Origin of the sequence: Streptomyces sp. NPDC048718, from assembly GCF_043198875.1 — a bacterium.
Classification (GTDB): domain Bacteria; phylum Actinomycetota; class Actinomycetes; order Streptomycetales; family Streptomycetaceae; genus Streptomyces.
On record NZ_JBICVG010000024.1, the window covers coordinates 25431 to 40603 of the forward strand.

Sequence of the window (15173 nt, forward strand, 5' to 3'; positions counted from 1 at the left end):
CGTCATGAACCGGCGTGCGATGACCCCTGCCCGTGAAAGACCCGAGGTTCCGTGCCAGTACCTGTAGTCCTTGCCGGGCGCACCGTGCGCCTGGAACCGCTGGCCATGCGCCACGCCGAGGGCATCGCCTGGGCGGGCGCACTGGATCGTGCGGCCTATGCCTACACTTCCGTGCCCCATGGCCTTGATGCTTCCTGCGACTACATCGCCCGTGCCCTCGCCGAACAGGCGGCGGGCCGGGTGCTGCCCTTCGCCCTGGTGAATCCGCTCAACGGGCGGGTCCTCGGGTCGACCCGCTTCCTCGAACTCGACTACTGGCGCGGCCCCGTGATCTGGCCACCGGTCACCGGTGTGCCGGACGGGGATCCGCTGACCGCGGTGCCCGACGCCGTCGAGGTCGGCAACACCTGGATCTCCAGCGAGGCCCGCGGCACCGGTGTGAACACCGAGGCCAAGTACCTCATGCTGCGCCATGCCTTCGAGGCCTGGGGCGTGCGCAGGGTCTCGATGCGCGCCGACGCCCGCAACACCCGCTCCCGGATCGCCATCGAGCGGCTCGGCGCCACCTGCGAGGGGGTACGGCGGGCCCACTCGCGCGGCCTGGACGGAGTGGTCCGCGACACCGCGTTCTACTCGATCCTGGACGAGGAGTGGTCGGCCGTACGCGGGGTCATCGAGCTGCGGATGGCGGGGGTCCGGCCCCCGTCCGTCCTCCCGCCCGGGTATCCCGGCGAGACCCGGGAACACGGCGGCGCGGGCGAACTCCTCCCCGCCTAGGGGCGTTGTCCGGCGGACCTTGGCCGGGGCCGGGGCCGTGACACCTGTCGCGACCCCGGACCACGTGCCGTCCTTTCCCGGGCCCGCACAGGGGGTCCGGGAAGACCCCGTGCGCCTGACGGCCCGGCCTGTCCGGCCCTGAGTCACCGGACAGCCCCTACGGCCGCGTCCGGGGCTCCGGCCCCGGCGCACCGTTGAGGTGATCCGCGCTTCCGCCCTGCCAGGGGCGGGAGCGCGGGACGGCCGGCCGTCCCGACGGCCCGCCGGCGTCCGGCGGTGCGGCGCGTGGAAGCGGCGGCCCGCCGGCTCCCCGCTGCCCGGACGGCCGCAGGACCTCGTCCAGGGCCGCCAGCCGGATCAGCCGGAGCAGCTCCGGCTGGTCGCACAGCAGGGTCCAGGCCGCCCGGCGGGACCGGACCCGCCGGGCGCAGCGCACCAGCAGGCCGAGCCCTGAAGCGTCGCAGAACGTGAGGCGGCGCACGTCGACCGTGAGGGCCGCCGCCTCGCGGGCCGACACGTCGAGTTCGGGCCGGACGCGCTGCACCAGCACCAGATCGAGCTCGCCGGACAGGACGACGGTGGTCAGGCCCTCATACGACCGCACCGCCAGGTTCGGATCGCCGCGCCGGATCAGATGCATGGACACGCTCCACTGGATCAGCCCCCCGTCGTGTCGAGGTTCGCGGCTTCTCCGGAGGCAGACACGTTTCTCCGCCCCGCATGTCACCCGAAAAGGTGAGGACGCCCGGTGACCGCCCCAGGGCGTCCTCGCCGAGGGGCGGTGCCGGGGCCGGCGCCGCCGGGTCAGTCCGACGCGGCGGCGACGGGCGGCGGCACGATCGCGACGGGGCAGGCGGCGTGCTGGAGCACGGCGTTCGCCACCGACCCCACGAGCAACTTGGCGACCCGGTGCCTGCGGTGCCGCCCGACCACCACGAGGCCCGCCTCCTGGGAGTCGTCGACCAGCCGGCCGGCGGCGTCGACCGGGGTCACCACCGGCAGCACCTCGACATCGGGATGACGCCGGGTGAACGGCAGCAGCCGTTCCGCCTGCCGCCGCCGGGTGCTCTCGACGAGTTCCGGCGTCTCGTCCGGGGTCGTCGGCGGCACGTCGAACTTGGGCGACGGCGGGGCGAGCAGGAGGACGGGGTTGGGCGGCACCGGGTAGGACGTCACCACCTGCAGCGGCACCCCGCGCTGCCGCGCCGCGCGGAACGCGAACTCCACGACCTCGTCCCCGGTCTCCTCCGGGTGCAGTCCCAGCAGCACCCGGCCGGCCGCCGCGCTCCCGTCCAGCGTCGCGATCCGGGCCTCGTGCGGGACGACCACCAGCGGGCACGGCGACGCGGCGGCCAGCGCGCGGCTGTTCGACCCGAGCAGCAGGCTCTTGAAACCGCCCCGGCCGCGCGAGCCGATCACCAGCAGCCGGGCCCGCGCCGCCGCCCCGACCAGCGCGTCGACGACGGAGCCCTCCAGGGAGGCGTACCGCACGTCGAGGTCCTCGGCCCGCGGTCCGATCTGTGCCGCGAGGGAGTTCACGACGGTGTCCGGCAGTTCGGGTGCCGGACCGAGCGACGAGATCCGGGCGCTGCCGAGTTGGAGGGCCTCGGAACGGACATGGGCGACGGTGAGCGGGGCGGACAGGCTCCGCGCGACCCGCAGCGCCCATTCCAGCGCGCGCAGGCTGTGCTCGGAACCGTCGACCCCCACCACAACAGCTGAGTTCTGGCTCATGCTTCGCACTCATATCGGGAGCCATCGGTGGAAACCGGGTGCCACGCCGAGGGCCGTCGAGTCCACGAGCGCGCCGCACCCGGCCGCCGTAGCCGACCCGCCGGGGCGCGGGCGGGCCCGGCCGGAATCCTCCCGCCGGCCGGGCGCCGCTCAGCCCGGGGCCGCGCTGGGCCGCCCGGGGCCGTCAGCGTGCCCGCGGGCGCCGGGAACGCGCCGCCGCGACCAGCTCCGGTACGGTGCCCAGCTTCACGCGCGGGCGGCCGGACGCCTCGCCCCGGGCCCGCTCGGCGCGCTCGATCGCCGCGAGACCGCGCGCGTCGACCACCTGGCCGACCCGGCGCCGGACCAGCCGGCCGAAAGCCCGCGCGGAGCCCGACGGCGACGGCAGCGCGCCGCCCACCGCGTCGGCGAGGAGCGTGCTCACGGTCTCGGCCGCACAGGCGCGGTTGGCACCGATGCCACCCGAGGGACCGCGTTTGATCCAGCCGACGACATAACCGCCGGGCGTCTTTTCGATCCGGCCGCCCCGGTGCGGGACCGTGCCCGTCGCCTCGTCGAACGGCAGCCCGGCCACCGGCAGCCCGCGGTAGCCGACCGCCCGCAGGACGAGCCCGGCGGCCATGCCGACCGGCCCGGCCGCGCCCGTCACCCGTACCGCGCCGGGAAGGATCTCCTCGGGCGAGGAGTGGAACCGGAACACGATCCGCCGCTCTCCCGTGCCCCCGGAGCCCGGCCGCGGGGTCCCCGGCCAGTCCACCCGCTCGCGTTCCGCCGTCCGCAGCAGCGCCGCCTTGTCCCCCGGCGCCGCGGCCTCGATCGCCGCCCACGCGCGCGGATCGTGGTCGTCCACCACCAGGCGCACCCCGGGCAGCCGTCCCAGGGCGAGCAGTTCGGGCGCGGTGCACGCGAGATCCTCCGGCCCGCGCCGGGCGAGCAGCACCACCTCCCGTACGGCGGAGTTCCGCAGCGCGCTCAGCGCGTGGTCGGCGATGTCCGTCGAGGCGAGCGCGTCCGGGTCCGCGACCAGGACCCGGGCGGCGTCGAGGGCGACGTTCCCGGTGCCGACCACCACGACCCGCTCGGTGCCCGACAGGTCGACCATGTCCGGCGCGACCTCCGGATGCGCGTTGTACCAGGCGACGAGCCCGGCCGCCGGGACGCAGCCGGGCAGCTCCTCGCCGGGGACACCGAGCCGCCGGTCACCGGCCGCGCCGACCGCGTACACGACGGCGTCGTGGTGCGCGGCCAGCTCGCTCGCCGTGATGTCGGTGCCGACATCCACACCGAGGTACATCCGCACCCGCGGATGGGTGTGGAAACGGGCGAAGGTGTCGCCGATGCGCCGGGTCGCCGGATGGTCGGGTGCCACGCCGTAGCGGACGAGGCCGCCGGCCACCGGCAGCCGGTCGATCAGGGTCACCTCGGCACCGGTGTGCAGCAGCAGGTCCTCGGCCGCGTACATTCCGGCCGGGCCGGTGCCGACGACCGCGACCCGGATCGGCGCGAAGTCGGCGGGGAGCGTCCGGGCGAACGACGGCGCGCCCCAGGAGTGCAAGACGGGCCCGCCCTCGGCGGCGGGACGCGGCGCGCGCCCCTCGTAGAAGGCCGCGTTGATCTCCGCGTACCCCTCCTGCCCGGCGGCGGCCAGGGCGTCCGCGGGCAGGATCGCGTCGACCGGGCAGGCGTCGGCGCAGGCACCGCAGTCGATGCACGCCGCCGGGTCGACGTAGAGCATGTCGGTACGGCCGAAGTCCGGCTCGTCGGGCGTGGGGTGGATGCAGTTGACAGGGCAGACGGCGACACAGGTGGCGTCGTTGCAGCAGGTCTGGGTGATGGCGTAGGTCATGGCGTCGACGGCTCGCGGGGGCTCGGGGGCGTGGCGGGGCCCGGAAGGCGGTCGGGTCGGGGCCCAGGGGAGGGGCGGCTCTCCGGGGAGGGGGCGAGCCGGTCAGACGAGGTGGGCGCGCCGGTACACGGCGACGGCCGGCCGGGTCAGCAGCCCCGCCGAGGACAGGAACTCCATCAGGCCCGCGCAGCTCGACCGCATCAGCGACTTGTGGTGCTCGTTGGCCTTCGCCTCCGCGAGGGCGCGCCCGGCGTCGAGGCCGGCGTTCGCGTACACGTCGCGGTGGACCATGCTGGTGACGATGAGGTACGAGGCGAGGGAGACGACCAGCGCCTGCGCGCGGCGGCGCAACGGCCCCGCCGCGCGCAACCGGGCGCGGGTCTCCTCGCGGGCGAACCTCATGTGCCGTGATTCCTCGACGACGTGGATGTTGTTGATGGTCCGGATGAACGGGACCACCCGCTCGTCGCGCATCCAGTCGCGCTGCATCACGTCCAGGACCTCCTCGGCGACGAGGATCGAGGCGTACGCGGCTTCGCCGACCGCCAGCGACTTGAAGAGGCGGCCGAGTTCGCGGACGAGGCGCGGCGGGCGATAGGCGGGCGCGCCGAGCTTGGCGGCGGCCCGGCCGAACATGATCGAGTGCCGGCACTCGTCGGCGATCTCCGTCAGCGCCCATTGGAAGCGCGGATCCGTCGGGTCCTTGGCGTACATGTCACGCAACACCATCTGCTGGAGGATCATCTCGAACCAGATGCCCGCGGACGCCACGGACGCTGCCTCCTGCCGGGTCAGCTCCTTGCGCTGTTCCTCCGTCAGTTCCTGCCAGTAGCGGGTGCCGTAGAGCGTGCTCCACTCGGGGCTCATACCGTGGAAGTCCCGGTCGAGCGGGGTGTCCCAGTCGACTTCGGTGGCGGGGTCGTAGGACAGCCGGGCGGAGGAGTCGAGCAGCCGGCGCGCCGCGTCGCGTTCGGGCCGCAGTGCCTGGCCCGGGTCCGGGGCCTGGTCCGCGGGGCGGAGGGTGCTGCCGGCCATGGTGCGGCTCCTTGAGGACCTCGGGGGCGGGGAGGGGCGAGAGCGGGGCAGGCTTGTTAGACGAGCTGTCTAGTAAGCCGTTCGACGGAAGGTACAACAAGTCCGCCCGCGCGCCTACCCCGTCGGCGCCGAAAAGGATTGCCGAGGGACTCCGGGCCGGAAAGGATGGGCCGATGATCGACAACGCAGAGCACGCAGAGCACGCAGAGCACGCAGGGGGCGCCGAGAGTACGGCGCACACCGAAGACGCCGGGCGGGCCGCCGTTCAGGCCGCCGTCGACAACGAACTCCGCCTCCTGGAGCCCGCCGTACGCGCCGACGCCGTCGAGCCCGGCCTGCTCCTCGACCCCGAGTTCGTCGAGGTGGGGTCCTCGGGGCGGCGCTGGACGTACGAGGAGATGCTGGCCGAGCTCCCCGGGTTCGACGACGCCCAGCCGGACGGCCCGCGCATCGAGGCGTCCGGGATGCGCGGCGTGCTGCTCGCGCCCGGCCTGGTCCATCTGACGTACGAGACGGTCGTCGAGGACCGGCGGGCGCGCCGCAGCTCCCTGTGGCGCGAGGACGCGAGCGGCGCCTGGCGGTTGTACTACCACCAGGCCACCCCGGTGCCCCGGGGCTGAACCCCGCCCCATTCCAGGGGAATCGCCGGGCAGGCGGGCGAGAGGGAGCGCGGGTGACGGGCAGGGCCGAGCCGGCGGTCCGGCGGTCCGGTGGTCCGGCGGTCCGAGCCGGACCGGCCGCATCTGCGCGAGGTCGCCCACAGCGTGCCCGGCCCGCTCGCCGAGCCGACGACGCCCTCCAGGAAGCGCGGCTGAGGGCCGAGACGGCGATGGCGGAGCGGGGGAGCGGCCCGGTCCGGTCAGGAGGCCCGGGACGCGGCCCCCGCCGCGTACGCGTCGATGTGCGTCTGCGTGAGCGTGTTGCCGAACGCGTCGGTCAGCTCCGCCCGCAGTGACACCGTCCTCCCGGGCCCCGGCGTCGTGAACGCGATCCGTCCACCGGACACCGGCACCGCCGACCAGGAGGCCCCCCGATCGGTCGAAACCGACACCACCAGCGACCGCACCCCCGACCGCTCCGCCGCGCCGCGCACCGCCACTCCCACCGTGCTCGCGGCGCCCGCCGGAGCCGTGCCGTCGACCGCGAGTTCCGGGCTGAACCGGACGACACTGAGCGGGATTTCGGTGGTGCTCGCCGTCCTGGCGGAGGTGAACGTCCAGGCCGCCGTGACGCTGCCGTGCGGCCGGGACGCACGCGCCGTCAGCAGGTACGAAGCCCGCCCCGCGGGGAGCGTGAACGAACCCTCCCCGGGGGTGCCGCGCCGGGTGCCGAGCAGTGCGCCGTCACGGTACAGCGCGGTGGTGGCGGCGGTGAACAGCGGTGAGGACGGTGTATGGCCGTCGCCGTCGGCGAGCAGCGGCACGGCCACGTCGAGGACGTTGCCGGTGCGTCGGGCGGCGGGTTCGGCGCCGGGGGAGGAGTCCAGGGCGGGCCCGAAGACCGGGGTGTCGAAGGTGTGCACGGTGGTGGCGCCGGCCGTGAGCTCGATCCCGCGGGTGAGGTAACGGGTCGGGGTCTTCTCGGGGTCGGCCGGCGAGCTGTACATGACGTCGACGGTGCCGCGCTCGGCGGCGATCAGGAAGGTCGCGCTGCCGGGCACCGTCAGCGGCCGGGAGAGCGACGGGGAGGGCCCCGCCGACGGGGAGAGATCCACGAACGCCACACCCGCCCCCGACGCGGGCGCCGCCGCCCGGACGACCAGGGTGGCGAGGTCCCCGAGCGCCGGATGACGGACCAGACCGTCCAGCGCCCGGTCGGTCCGGAAGGCGTAACCGAGGAAGCACACCCCCTCCGGCCTGCTCCAGTACCCGTCGACCCAGGTCCGGACCGCGCCGGCCTCGGTGGCCGGACCGAGGTGTGCGATCCGGAGGTCCGGTGTGTAGGCCACCACATTCGCGAAGCCCGTCGTCCCCTCGTGCGTGACCTCGACGAACGCCCCGCAGGTCTCGAACTCGGCGTCCGGGACCGGCGGCCGGATGTCCACCGGGTGGGCGGCGCGGGCGTCGAGCACGATCGTCGTGTCGCGGTCCACGTCCAGGCGGGGCCGCACGAGCCAGTCGATCCCCCGGTGTTCCGTGCCGTCCGTCCGCTCGGTGGAGATGGTGCTGTCCAGCAGATAACGGCCCGCCGGTACCTGGACGGTGACGGTGCCGGACTCGTCGTACGGCTGCAGGCTCGCCCCGGCCTCGGTGCCGGACAGCGCGGTGAGCTGGCTGCGGAAGGATCCGGTCGGCGCGCCCGTGCGGCCCCGGTGGATCAGGGTCAGCGTGTACGTCGGGGACGTGCCGCCCGTCTTCGGGCGAGGTGCGGCCGGCGACGCGGACGCGGCGGAGGCGACCGCCGGGAGGCAGACGGCGGCGGTGGTGGCGGCCGTGGTGACGGCGAGCCCGCGCAGCACGCGCCGCCGCGTGGTGGTGGAGACCGCCGGGACGGGGGAGTTCTGGAAAACGTTCATGACCTGCACTGGAGCGGGCCGCCGCCGCGTTCCCGTGACCCGCGTCACACGCGGCGAAGCCTGCCCGCCGGTGTGGCGGGCGTCACGGGAACCCACCCGAACCGGCGCCCAGTACCCAGTGTGGAATCCGTTATGAGAGATCGTTTCCGTGCCGGGGATCTCGCGGCACTCGGCGAGGCGTACGACGAGCACGCGAGCGTGCTGTACCGGTACGCCCTGCGCGTGTGCGGCGATCCGGCCACGGCCGAGGACGTCGTCTCCTCGGCCTTCCTGGAGGCCTGGCGCGGCCGGGGACGGCTGCACGCCGACGGCGGCAGCCTGCGCCCCTGGCTCCTCGGCATCGTCACCAATGTGCTGCGCGGCACCGCCCGCCAGGCCCGCCGCCACGCTGCCGCGCACGCCCGGCTCGCCGACCGGGGGGTCCTGCCCGACTTCTCCGAGGACGTCGTGGGCCGCCTCGCCGACGCCGAGCGACTGCGCGCCGCCCGGGTCGCCCTGACCCGGCTGCGCCGCCGCGACCGTGAGGTCTTCGCGCTGGTGGTGTGGGCCGGACTCGACTACGCGGCGGCGGGCGAGGCCCTCGGCATCCCCGTCGGCACGGTCCGCTCCCGCCTCTCCCGCGCCCGGGAGCGGCTGCGGGCGCTCGCCGAGGAGGAACTGTGCGCGGGCCGCCGCGCCCGCACCCGGACCACCGCTACCGCCACGGCCACCACCCCGCGCGGCGCCGTCGCCGCCACCACCGCCGACGGCCTCGGCCCGGCGGCCCTCACCCCTGCCCTCGTCTCCCGCCGTTCCACCCCGGAGTGCCGATCATGACCATCCCCGCCGACGACTCCCGTCTCCGCTCCGACCTCACGCGCCTGCTGCCGCCCCCGCCCGTCGACGACCTGCCCCCGCTGCGCCACCAGGCCCTGAAGCACCGGGTCCTGAACGCCACGGAGGCCCGGCCACACCGTGACCGCGCCCGCGCCCGCCGGTTCGCTCTGCCCGTCGCGGCCGGGCTCGCCCTCACGGGCGCCTTCACCCTGGCCGTGGTCACCGCCGACCCGGTCCCGCGGGGCACCGCGCGCCCCGGCGCCCACGCCGCCGCGCCGAACGCCGCCCAGGTACTCACCCGGGCCGCGCTCGCCGCCTCCGAGGCTTCGGCGACCACCGTCCGGCCCGATCGGTTCGTCTACATCGAGAGCCTGGTCGGCCACGCCGGGCGCGACGCCGGCGGCGGCCCCGCCACCATGGCGCCGGCCCACCGCAGGCAGGTATGGCTGTCGGCCGACGGCACCCGGGAAGGACTGCTCCGCGAGGCCGGCGCGCCCGACACGCCGCTCGCCGCGAGCGGCCCGGTCGAGTACCTCGACCACCGAGGTGCCACCCCGCGCCCCGGCGCCCTCGGGCGGCCGGAGCCGTCGGTCACCGATCCGACGCACACCTTCGTGTCCGCGCTGCCCACCGACCCCGGGGCCCTGCTCGATCTCGTCTACGCGCAGACCCGGCCCGCCGGCCGTGCCGCCGACCCGCACCAGCGGGCCTTCGACGCCATCGGCACCCTGCTGGCCGAGACCTGGGCGCCGCCGCGGGTGACCGCCGCGCTGTACGAGGCGGCGGCGCGGATCCCGGACACCGTCGTGCTGCCGTACGCGACCGACGCGGCCGGGCGCGAGGGCGTCGCCGTGGCCCGTACCGCCCACGGCGAGCAGACCCAGTGGATCTTCGACCGCGCCACCTTTGCCTTCCTCGGCGAACGCACGGTCCTCACCCGTGCCACGTCCGCCGGCCCGGCGGGCACGCTCCTCGGCACCACCGCCGTCCTCGCCAAGGGCGCGGCCGCCCGTCCGGGTGACCTGCCGGCCGGCTGACCTCCGCTCGGGCGCCCCCGATCGGCTCCGGGGTACGGCCATGCGCCTTCGAACCGGGTCCGCGAAGCGCGCCAAGGCCCCGTGTGGCCGCCGAACCGAAGCCGTACGGCGGCGCACATCCGGTGCCCTCGGCCGCCCCGGTTCGACCCGTCCCGTCGCACCGGGTTCCGGTGCCGGGTACCCGACCGCGGGCCCCGAGTCACGAACCCCGACCGGACACCGCACGCGTGGCCGAATCACGGCCCCCGGGCGTCTCGCGAGGTGCCGACGGCACGGGGCCCGGAAGCACCCGGAAGCGTCCGGACCCGCCGAGGACCTGCGTGGACACGCGGGAATGCGGGGGCCGGCGGCGCTGTTGCAGCGGGCGGACCGACCGGACCGAGCCGAAGGGACTCGGTGACCGGCGGCCGGAAGGAGCCCCCATGCCCCGCAGCACCCAGCGCCCCGTGATCACCCTCAGGTCCACGGCGGGCACCGGTGTCACCTATGTGACGCGCAAGAACCGCCGCAACGACCCCGACCGTCTCGTCCTGCGCAAGTACGACCCGGTCGCCGGCGCCCACGTCGCGTTCCGCGAACACCGCTGACCCGTACACCGGCAGGCCCCGCCCCGTTCGGGCGGGGCCTGCCGGCGTGTGCCCGCCCCGGCCCTGGGCATGACCGGCATATGATCGCCGCACTGGTCTGGACCTTTCAGGGGCGGGGCGGCAAGCTCGCTCCATCCCTGATCTTGCGTGGGTATCCGCGGCTTCAGTCGGGGAGGGAAACGCATCCCCGGACCGGAGGCGCGAAGCGCCGGAGTTCCCCGCGCCTGCGGGTTGACGGTCAGACGGGTCGCTTCTGTCCTTCGATGTACTGGCGGATCACGGTCAGCGGTGCGCCGCCGCAGGACCCGGCGAAGTAGGAGCGGGACCAGAACACCGAGCCCATGCCGATCCGGTTGATCCGGCCGGTGTACTCCGCCCGCAGATACCGGGAGCTGACGCCCTTGGGCGAGTTGATCAGCTTCGACAGGGCGACCTTCGGCGGGTAGTGCACCAGCAGGTGGACATGGTCGGCTTCGCCGTTGAACTCCCGCAGCTCGGTCTCGAAGCTGCCGCATACCTCCCGCATGATCTCCTCGCACCGCTTGAGCATGGGGTCATCGAACACATCACGCCGGTATTTCGTCACGAACACCAAGTGTGCGTGGAGGTTAGTAGGCTATGTGACGTCCGGTGCGGATATCGGGGTTTGGTTCCCAGCGTGGTGACATACGCCAAATGTGGTGTGATCAAGCTGGCTTGACCGAAGGGGGTGGGCTGGGTGATTCGTGCGTACAAGTTCCTCATGCGGCCCACCGTGGGCCAGGCGATCGCGCTCGGCGAGATGCTGCGTGATCACTGCTCGCTCTACAACGGGGCCTTGCAGGAACGCCGTGACGCGTACCGGCACGTCTCGAAGACGAGCGTCACGTACGGGATGCAGTCCGCGCAGCTCAAGGAGATCCGGGCATTCGATCCGGAGCGTCAGGGACGCTGGTCCTTCTCCTCGCAGCAGGCGACGCTTCGCCGTCTGGACAAGGCATTCCAGGCGTTCTTCCGCCGGATCAAGGCCGGTGACACTCCGGGCTGCCCGCGTTTTCGCGGAGTGAACTGGTTCGACACGGTGGACTTCCCCAGGGACGGCGACGGCTGCCGGTGGGACTCCACCCCGCACGACCGCGTCACCCGAGTCCGCTTCCAGGGCGTCGGGCATGTCAAGGTCAACCAGCACCGCGCGGTGGCCGGCAAGATCAAGACCGTGTCGGTCAAGCGTGAGGGGCGTAAGTGGTTCGTCGTGCTCACTGCCGAGCAAGAGCGGTCCGAGCCGCTCCCCATGACGGGCAGTGCGGTCGGGATCGACCTGGGTATCGCCTCGTTCCTCACCACGTCCAGCGGTGAGCACATCGCGAACCCGCGCTACGCCCGCAAGGCTGCCGAGAGGCTCGCAGCCGCGCAGCGGGCTCTCAGCCGGTTTCCCCGCCGCAAGGCGAAGGACCGCACCCGCAATCATCAGCGCGCGGTGGAGAAGGTCTCGGCCCTGCATGGCAAGGTGCGTCGCCAGCGCCTCGATCACGCGCACAAGACCGCGCTCGGCCTGGTCCGTGAACACGACTTCATCGCGCACGAAGACCTCAAGATCCGCAACATGAGCAAGGCCCCCGCTGCGAAGCCCGACCCCGGCCGGCCGGGCGGCTTCCTGCCTAACGGGGCCTTGTCCAAGGCCGGTCTGAATCGCTCGATCGCTGATGCCGGGTGGGGGTGTTCCTCGCGATCCTGAACGCGAAGGCTGAGAGTGCCGGGCGGGAAGTGATGGCCGTGGACCCCCGCGATACCTCACGGCGGTGCCCCGAATGCGGGTACATCGCCAGGGAGAACCGGCCTGCGCAGGAGAAGTTCCACTGTCAGGCGTGCGGCCACACCGCGCATGCCGACATGGTGGGCGCACTCAACGTTCTACGGGCCGGGCTGGTCCGTCGCGACGCCAACCAGGCATAGCGAGAAGCCCCCTCGTTCACGAGGGGGAGGAGTCACGAATCTGGAGTTGAGGCAGGCACCTCAAGACCATCCGGGCCATCGCGGACGCCGGCAGCCTCACCCGGGCCGCCACCGCCGAGGCACCCGTCCGCTACGTCGACGTCCGCACCAACCGGCTCGTCGTCGAGGAGACCCGCCCCGGCGCCGCCGCACGTCTGGCCGCCGCCACCGGTGTCCCGGGCTCCCTGGTCGAGGCGGTCCGCATCGCCGAGGCGCCCCGCCCGCTGTACGACCTGCGCGGCGGCGACGCGTACTACATGGGCGGCGGCCGCTGCTCGGTCGGCTTCCCCGTCACCCGGGGCACCACCCAGGGCTTCGCCACCGCCGGACACTGCGGCCGGGCCGGCACCGCCACCAGCGGCTTCAACCAGGTCGCCCAGGGCACCTTCCAGGCGTCGATCTTCCCCGGCAACGACATGGCCTGGGTCGCCGTCAACTCCAGCTGGACCGCCACCCCGTACGTCAAGGGCGCCGGGGCCGACGTCCAGGTCACCGGCTCCGTGCTCCAGCCCGTCGGATCCTCGGTGTGCCGCTCCGGCTCCACCACCGGCTGGCACTGCGGCACCATCCAGCAGCACAACACCAGCGTCACCTACCAGGAGGGCACCGTCTCCGGTGTCACCCGTACGACCGTGTGCGCCGAACCGGGCGACTCCGGCGGCTCGTACATCTCCGGCAGCCAGGCGCAGGGCACCACCTCGGGCGGCACCGGCGACTGCTCCAGCGGCGGCACCACCTACTTCCAGCCGCTGAACCCGATCCTCCAGACGTACGGTCTGACCCTGAAGACCACCGGTTCCGACCCGGGCCCCGGCCCGGGCGAACCGCAGCCGGGCGGCACCTGGAAGGCCGGTACGGTGTACGCGGCCGGCGACACCGTCACCTACGGCGGCGCGACCTACCGCTGTCTCCAGGCCCACCAGGCCCAGGCGGGCTGGGAACCGTCGAACGTCCCCGCGCTCTGGCAGCGCGTCTGACGGCCCGCCGGCCGGAGCGGCACCACCCGCCCCGGCCGGTCCGGTTACCCGGCCCCGGCCGAGGCGCGCACGGCTCCGTCCGGAGTCCTCACCTCCGGCCGGAGCCCGTGAGCAGCACCCGCGCCGCGCGCAGCAGCACCGCCGGCCGGGTCAGGGCGCGCGGATGCTCGATCATGTTCACCACGTTCATGTACGTCGCGTCGACGGCCGGGTCCACCAGCGACGCCTCCGTGATCCGGTCGCCCGCCCACCGCGTCAGCCGGTAGCCGGGCGGGTACGGCCCCGTCACATGCGGCTGGGCCAGATCGGCGGTGGTCGACAGCTGCCAGGCCGCGCCGACGACGGCCGACGCCCGCCGGAAGTACCCCCAGGCGGGCTCCCGCGCGGCCGCCCCCGAACGAAGGTGCACCGCCAGTGAGTTGGCCTCGAGGGCGGCGAGCGTCAGCCCCTGCCCGTACACCGGGTTCACACTGGTCAGCGCGTCCCCGACCACCACGAGCCCGCCCGGGAATCGCCCGAGCCGCCCGTAGTCGCGCCGCAGACTCTCCGCGAAGTGGTACGTGACCACCTCGTCCGTCATCGCGCAGGCGTCGGCCACCGTGCGCAGTGGCTCCACACCGCGGCGCATCCGGGTCCTGAATTCCTCCGGATCGGTCCCGGGCCGGTCGTCCGCGTATCCGGCGAGCACCACCGACCAGCGGTCGTCCTCCACCGCCACCATCCCGCCCGGCTCGGTGAGCGTCGGCTGGTAGCCGCTCGCGGGGCCGGCGGAGGAGTGCACGATCACCGTGTCGCGCAGTTCGTCCCCGCGCCGGAACGTGCCGGTCGCGTACCCGAGATCGACCTTCATCCGGTCGACCGGCGCCCGCTCCCAGCCCTCCTGTTCGAGCCAGCCGCCGAGCCTGCTGGAGCGGCCCATGGCGTCCACGGCGAACCAGGCGTCCAGGACCTCGCCGCCGGCCGTCCGCACTCCGCGCACCCGGCCCCGTTCCAGGACGAGACCGGTGGCCCTCCCGGTCACCAGCCGGACGTTCTCCAGCGCCGCCACCCGGCCGCGCACGGCGGATTCGAGGAACGGGCGGGAGGCGCCGAGCATCCGCGCCCCCGAGGCGGAGGCCTTCGGCCTGCCGTCCACGAAGAAACGGACCTCGTCCCCCTCGCCCAGCCGCGCACCGCCCGCCACCAGCTCGGCGGTGAGTCCGGGGAACCAGCGTTCCAGCTGGGTGTGGCCCATGGCCAGCAGGGCGTGCAGCTGACGCCGCTGTGGCGCGCGCCGCCCGATCCCCGCCGTGCCGATCGTGTCGTCCGCCTCCAGGACGACGACCTCCTCGGCGAAGTCGCTCAGCACCCGCGCGGCGAACAGCCCCGCGTAGCTGCCACCCATGACGACGGCGCGTTTCATCCAACCCCCTGCGTACGGCCCGGCCGGTCCGCACCGCCGGAGCCTGCCGTCCGGCCGTGCCCGCGAACCCTACGCCACGCGCGCGTACCGTGCGGGGAATCGGGAATCGCGGGCACGACCGTCGGAAATCAGCCCTCCAGGGAGTGCTCCTCCCAGGTCTCCTCGTCGGCGTCGTACTCGGTGTGGGCGGACTCCCAGGTCGCGGAGGTCAGCTCCACGCCGGGCACGGAGCCGAGCAGGGCGACCGGGTCGATGAAGTGGGCGAGGGAGCCGGACGGGTCCAGTTCGATCGCCTCGACGGACTGGGCGCGCTCGTCGTCGTCCAGGTACTCGTCGTCGCGCACCTGGTCGAGCGCGGCAGCCTTGAGGGCCTGCTCGTCGGTGATCTCGGCGACGAGTTCGATGGTGACGCGGACGTAGCGCGGTTCGGACGGGGTGGCAGAGGGGTCGTTCGTGGTCATTCCGGAAGCTTAGGC

The 15173-nt window shown here is 74.0% G+C and carries 12 protein-coding genes and 3 pseudogenes; 7 read left to right on the forward strand and 8 right to left on the reverse strand.

What is annotated here, in order from left to right:
* Nucleotides 1-51: 51 nt before the first annotated feature.
* Complete coding sequence (locus ACGFRB_RS31410; RefSeq protein WP_363011046.1) at nucleotides 52-777, forward strand: GNAT family protein; 726 nt, start codon at nucleotides 52-54, stop codon at nucleotides 775-777.
* Between the two features lie 157 nt (nucleotides 778-934).
* Here ACGFRB_RS31410 and ACGFRB_RS31415 read toward each other — a convergent pair whose 3' ends face one another.
* From ACGFRB_RS31415 to ACGFRB_RS31430, 4 genes are all read right to left on the reverse strand, one after another.
* Nucleotides 935-1417 carry an STAS domain-containing protein gene (locus ACGFRB_RS31415; RefSeq protein ID WP_393247882.1) on the reverse strand — a complete coding sequence of 161 codons (483 nt, stop codon included), beginning with the start codon at nucleotides 1415-1417 and terminating at the stop codon, nucleotides 935-937.
* 164 nt (nucleotides 1418-1581) lie between these two features.
* The gene (locus ACGFRB_RS31420; protein ID WP_393247884.1) at nucleotides 1582-2511 is read right to left on the reverse strand and encodes a universal stress protein; all 930 of its coding nucleotides are present in this window, start codon (nucleotides 2509-2511) and stop codon (nucleotides 1582-1584) included.
* 184 nt (nucleotides 2512-2695) lie between these two features.
* A complete protein-coding gene (locus ACGFRB_RS31425) occupies nucleotides 2696-4357 on the reverse strand; it encodes an FAD-dependent oxidoreductase (RefSeq protein ID WP_393247886.1) in 1662 nt (553 codons plus the stop codon).
* 102 nt (nucleotides 4358-4459) lie between these two features.
* Nucleotides 4460-5392 carry a diiron oxygenase gene (locus tag ACGFRB_RS31430; RefSeq protein WP_363011038.1) on the reverse strand — a complete coding sequence of 311 codons (933 nt, stop codon included), beginning with the start codon at nucleotides 5390-5392 and terminating at the stop codon, nucleotides 4460-4462.
* A 173-nt stretch (nucleotides 5393-5565) separates the two neighbouring features.
* On the opposite strand from ACGFRB_RS31430, the gene ACGFRB_RS31435 reads away from it, so the two are divergent.
* Nucleotides 5566-6012 carry a nuclear transport factor 2 family protein gene (locus ACGFRB_RS31435; RefSeq protein ID WP_363011036.1) on the forward strand — a complete coding sequence of 149 codons (447 nt, stop codon included), beginning with the start codon at nucleotides 5566-5568 and terminating at the stop codon, nucleotides 6010-6012.
* A 239-nt stretch (nucleotides 6013-6251) separates the two neighbouring features.
* Here ACGFRB_RS31435 and ACGFRB_RS31440 read toward each other — a convergent pair whose 3' ends face one another.
* Nucleotides 6252-7907: a serine protease gene (locus ACGFRB_RS31440; protein WP_393247888.1), complete on the reverse strand. Its 1656-nt coding sequence runs from the start codon at nucleotides 7905-7907 to the stop codon at nucleotides 6252-6254.
* A gap of 132 nt (nucleotides 7908-8039) precedes the next feature.
* On the opposite strand from ACGFRB_RS31440, the gene ACGFRB_RS31445 reads away from it, so the two are divergent.
* The 3 genes from ACGFRB_RS31445 to rpmG all read left to right on the forward strand — a co-directional run bounded on the left by ACGFRB_RS31445 (nucleotide 8040) and on the right by rpmG (nucleotide 10347).
* On the forward strand, nucleotides 8040-8723 hold the full coding sequence (locus ACGFRB_RS31445) for an RNA polymerase sigma factor (protein ID WP_393247890.1): 684 nt from the start codon (nucleotides 8040-8042) through the stop codon (nucleotides 8721-8723).
* A complete protein-coding gene (locus ACGFRB_RS31450) occupies nucleotides 8720-9760 on the forward strand; it encodes a CU044_5270 family protein (protein ID WP_393247892.1) in 1041 nt (346 codons plus the stop codon). Before ACGFRB_RS31445 ends, ACGFRB_RS31450 begins: the two co-directional genes overlap by 4 nt.
* A 422-nt stretch (nucleotides 9761-10182) precedes the next feature.
* Entirely contained in the window at nucleotides 10183-10347 is a 165-nt protein-coding gene (gene rpmG, locus ACGFRB_RS31455; protein ID WP_363011028.1) for a 50S ribosomal protein L33, read from the forward strand.
* Nucleotides 10348-10585: 238 nt separating this feature from the next.
* On the opposite strand, the pseudogene tnpA reads toward rpmG, so the two are convergent.
* Nucleotides 10586-11015, reverse strand: a pseudogene (gene tnpA / locus ACGFRB_RS31460) (IS200/IS605 family transposase).
* 50 nt (nucleotides 11016-11065) lie between these two features.
* Here tnpA and ACGFRB_RS31465 point away from each other — a divergent pair.
* Both ACGFRB_RS31465 and ACGFRB_RS31470 read left to right on the forward strand, forming a co-directional pair.
* A pseudogene (locus ACGFRB_RS31465) lies at nucleotides 11066-12279 on the forward strand (RNA-guided endonuclease InsQ/TnpB family protein).
* Nucleotides 12280-12374: 95 nt separating this feature from the next.
* A pseudogene (locus ACGFRB_RS31470) lies at nucleotides 12375-13295 on the forward strand (carbohydrate-binding protein); the annotation flags it as partial.
* Between the two features lie 88 nt (nucleotides 13296-13383).
* Here ACGFRB_RS31470 and ACGFRB_RS31475 read toward each other — a convergent pair.
* Together ACGFRB_RS31475 and ACGFRB_RS31480 are read right to left on the reverse strand one after the other, a co-directional pair.
* A complete protein-coding gene (locus ACGFRB_RS31475) occupies nucleotides 13384-14697 on the reverse strand; it encodes an FAD-dependent oxidoreductase (RefSeq protein ID WP_393247894.1) in 1314 nt (437 codons plus the stop codon).
* A gap of 128 nt (nucleotides 14698-14825) precedes the next feature.
* Nucleotides 14826-15158, reverse strand: coding sequence for a hypothetical protein (locus ACGFRB_RS31480; RefSeq protein WP_363011022.1), 333 nt, complete (start codon nucleotides 15156-15158; stop codon nucleotides 14826-14828).
* Between the last annotated feature and the right edge of the window lie 15 nt (nucleotides 15159-15173).

Excerpts from the sequence above, each read along its gene's own strand:
- ACGFRB_RS31445 (WP_393247890.1), top strand. The coding sequence starts at position 8,040 with ATGAGAGATCGTTTCCGTGCCGGGGATCTCGCGGCACTCGGCGAGGCG.
- ACGFRB_RS31420 (WP_393247884.1), bottom strand. The coding sequence starts at position 2,511 with ATGAGCCAGAACTCAGCTGTTGTGGTGGGGGTCGACGGTTCCGAGCAC.
- rpmG (WP_363011028.1), top strand. The coding sequence starts at position 10,183 with ATGCCCCGCAGCACCCAGCGCCCCGTGATCACCCTCAGGTCCACGGCG.
- ACGFRB_RS31430 (WP_363011038.1), bottom strand. The coding sequence starts at position 5,392 with ATGGCCGGCAGCACCCTCCGCCCCGCGGACCAGGCCCCGGACCCGGGC.
- ACGFRB_RS31440 (WP_393247888.1), bottom strand. The coding sequence starts at position 7,907 with ATGAACGTTTTCCAGAACTCCCCCGTCCCGGCGGTCTCCACCACCACG.
- ACGFRB_RS31425 (WP_393247886.1), bottom strand. The coding sequence starts at position 4,357 with ATGACCTACGCCATCACCCAGACCTGCTGCAACGACGCCACCTGTGTC.
- ACGFRB_RS31475 (WP_393247894.1), bottom strand. The coding sequence starts at position 14,697 with ATGAAACGCGCCGTCGTCATGGGTGGCAGCTACGCGGGGCTGTTCGCC.
- ACGFRB_RS31450 (WP_393247892.1), top strand. The coding sequence starts at position 8,720 with ATGACCATCCCCGCCGACGACTCCCGTCTCCGCTCCGACCTCACGCGC.
- ACGFRB_RS31435 (WP_363011036.1), top strand. The coding sequence starts at position 5,566 with ATGATCGACAACGCAGAGCACGCAGAGCACGCAGAGCACGCAGGGGGC.
- ACGFRB_RS31480 (WP_363011022.1), bottom strand. The coding sequence starts at position 15,158 with ATGACCACGAACGACCCCTCTGCCACCCCGTCCGAACCGCGCTACGTC.
- ACGFRB_RS31415 (WP_393247882.1), bottom strand. The coding sequence starts at position 1,417 with ATGCATCTGATCCGGCGCGGCGATCCGAACCTGGCGGTGCGGTCGTAT.